Source organism: Haladaptatus sp. W1, assembly GCF_001723155.1.
GTDB classification, from domain to species: Archaea; Halobacteriota; Halobacteria; order Halobacteriales; family Haladaptataceae; genus Haladaptatus; species Haladaptatus paucihalophilus.
Genome location: NZ_MEIH01000141.1, coordinates 1 through 2269, shown reverse-complemented (window position 1 = coordinate 2269; position 2269 = coordinate 1). Strand labels below are relative to the sequence as shown.

1 protein-coding gene, 1 tRNA gene and 2 pseudogenes are annotated in these 2269 nt (G+C 59.6%); all 4 read left to right on the top strand.

Annotated elements, in window-relative coordinates:
- A pseudogene (locus tag BG842_RS07880) lies at positions 1–221 on the top strand (hypothetical protein); the annotation flags it as partial.
- 51 nt (positions 222–272) lie between these two features.
- Positions 273–344 (top strand) — tRNA-Thr (locus tag BG842_RS07875).
- A 103-nt stretch (positions 345–447) separates the two neighbouring features.
- Positions 448–1107: pseudogene (locus tag BG842_RS07870) on the top strand (potassium channel family protein).
- Positions 1108–2046: 939 nt separating this feature from the next.
- On the top strand, positions 2047–2269 hold a 223-nt coding region (locus BG842_RS07865; RefSeq protein ID WP_175424102.1), incomplete at its 3' end, for a hypothetical protein.

The following is a 2269-nucleotide window of genomic DNA, read 5'->3' as shown; positions in this document are numbered from 1 at the left end:
AAACCGACGTGTTTGAACTCGCAATCGTCGCCGGAACGACGGCGACCGGCGGCGAAGTCCCGACGGGTATCCGCCGGTACGCGGAGCGACTCGCCACCTCGGTCGCCAACCGCGACTCGACGGAGATGCTCTTCGACGAGGCCGTGGACATACTGACGAAACTGTCGGGACGACGGCCGAACTGGCGCGACGAAACCACCTCGTCGGCCACCGACCCCTGACGCGAATCGAAACGCCTAAACCCGGTTCGGCGTGTAGAAATTAATACCCGCGCCTGGGTAGCTTAGCGGTAAAGCGCGTCCTTGGTAAGGACGAGAGCCCGGGTTCAAATCCCGGCCTAGGCTTTCTTCGAATTCAGTTCGTGAGCGGTGGCTTTCACTCCGAGAAAACTCCTCTATTCACATCTCTGACACCAACGTTTTTGCCCCTGCCGTGCCATTCATTCCCATGCGATTTATTATCGTCGGGTCCGGTCGCGTGGGGCTCCGAACCGCCCGGGTTCTGACCGAAGAAGGGCACGAAGTCGTTATCGTCGACGACGACCCGGACAGGGTGGAACGGGCGCGTGACAAGGGATTCACCGTCACGGAGGGAGACGGGGTGAAAGAAGACGCTCTGGTGGACGCCGGTCTCGATACCGCGGACGCCATCGCGGGGTTGACGGGGGACCTGAACGTCAACTTTCGCGGCCTGCATGGTCGGCAAACACCACGGCTGTCGGACCGTCATGCGCATCGACGAGGACTACCGGGCGGACATCTATCACAAGTACGCGGACGACGTGGACGAGGTGATATACCCCGAGCGCCTCGGAGCAGCGGGGGCGAAAACGGCGCTGCTCGGCGGCGACTTCGACGTCATCGCCGACCTGACCGAGAACCTACAGTTGACGACGATGACGATTCCGAGCGAATCGCCGCTCGTCGGAACGCGGGTGCACGCCGTGGAGTTGCCTACCGACGCACGGATTTACGCCCACGGCCGTGACCGAGAGCGGATGACGATTCCGCTACCGGGAACCAAAATCGAAGGCGGTGACCGCGTGGCGCTCATCGCCGCCCGGACGCGCTCCCGGACGTGCGCGAACGGCTGCAGGCGACCGCTTGAGCGACGTTCGACGTATCCGTTTTCGAACAGCGTGACTATCCGAGGATCGGACCTATCCGAGCGGAAGAGACGCGACCATCGGTGACCCGCCATCCACGGCGACACCGCTCGGCGGGGAATCACCAACGAAGCGAAAAACGATTGGGCAGCGCGGGGTTCTAGGGTCGTCCGGGACGAGAACTTTCGTGGGGGGTTGGTGACACTGTAACGGGAAGCCAACCCGTCGCCAGAGCCCCCGGCCCGCCGGGAGACCCACCGCGAGACTGCGACACGCTTCGCGCCCGAGCCGTCGGGCGCAACTCCGAGTAGAGTTCAGCGTTGATCTGTTCGTTCAATGCCTCCTCGAGCGAATCTTTGAGCATAACGTCTAGGTTAACGCCCGGCCATGGCATCATTGTTGGGGTCATCGAAGCCCAACCTTATTCGAAGTCTATGACCGGTGGGTGATAGGTATGTGCAGTACTGGAGATACTGACTACGTCCTCTGTCTCCGGCACAACATCCCTGACAGTTATAGTGCGTCGCCACCTCTCGATAGCCCAACCGTGCGACCATCACGTCGTTCGTCTTGGTGACGTTCTTCGCGTGCTCGAGGACGTTGAGATACTTGTCCTCGACCTGCTGACTTTCCTCAGTCTTCCTTTTGTAGCTGATCTACGAGTGCATCCATTCGGTCGACGAATACTTCTGTTCGAGTACGAAGTGCGCTCAAATCGAGATCGAGTGGTTCGTAGCCATAGTCGGCTTGCTCACATTAGTCCCACAATTTGGATGAAAATCTCCCGTCGTCTCGTGGCGCATCCCCTTCGCGTCTACTTTCCTCCTCATTCCCTTGTAGTGGAATGATGAACCGCGAGCCGATCGAGTGGAGATTCGGTCCCAGACTGGTCGATCTGAACCTGCAAAGCGTTTATGAGGGAGAAATTCGTTTCGACGAGCATGGACGAGGTAGACCTCAAGTCCCTGGTGTCGTCACTAACGCCCCAGGAGGAGAACCAGTCGATCAAGTCGTACCAGAACACGGTTTCAGTGGCATGTCCGGCATGCGACGAACCATTCGAAGACCTCGTCGTCTGCAAGCAGAACCCGACGAGCCTCAACCTCTCATTGCAACTCGACCTCTGCGTCGGCGTCGAAGACGATCGCGCATTGATCTTCACGC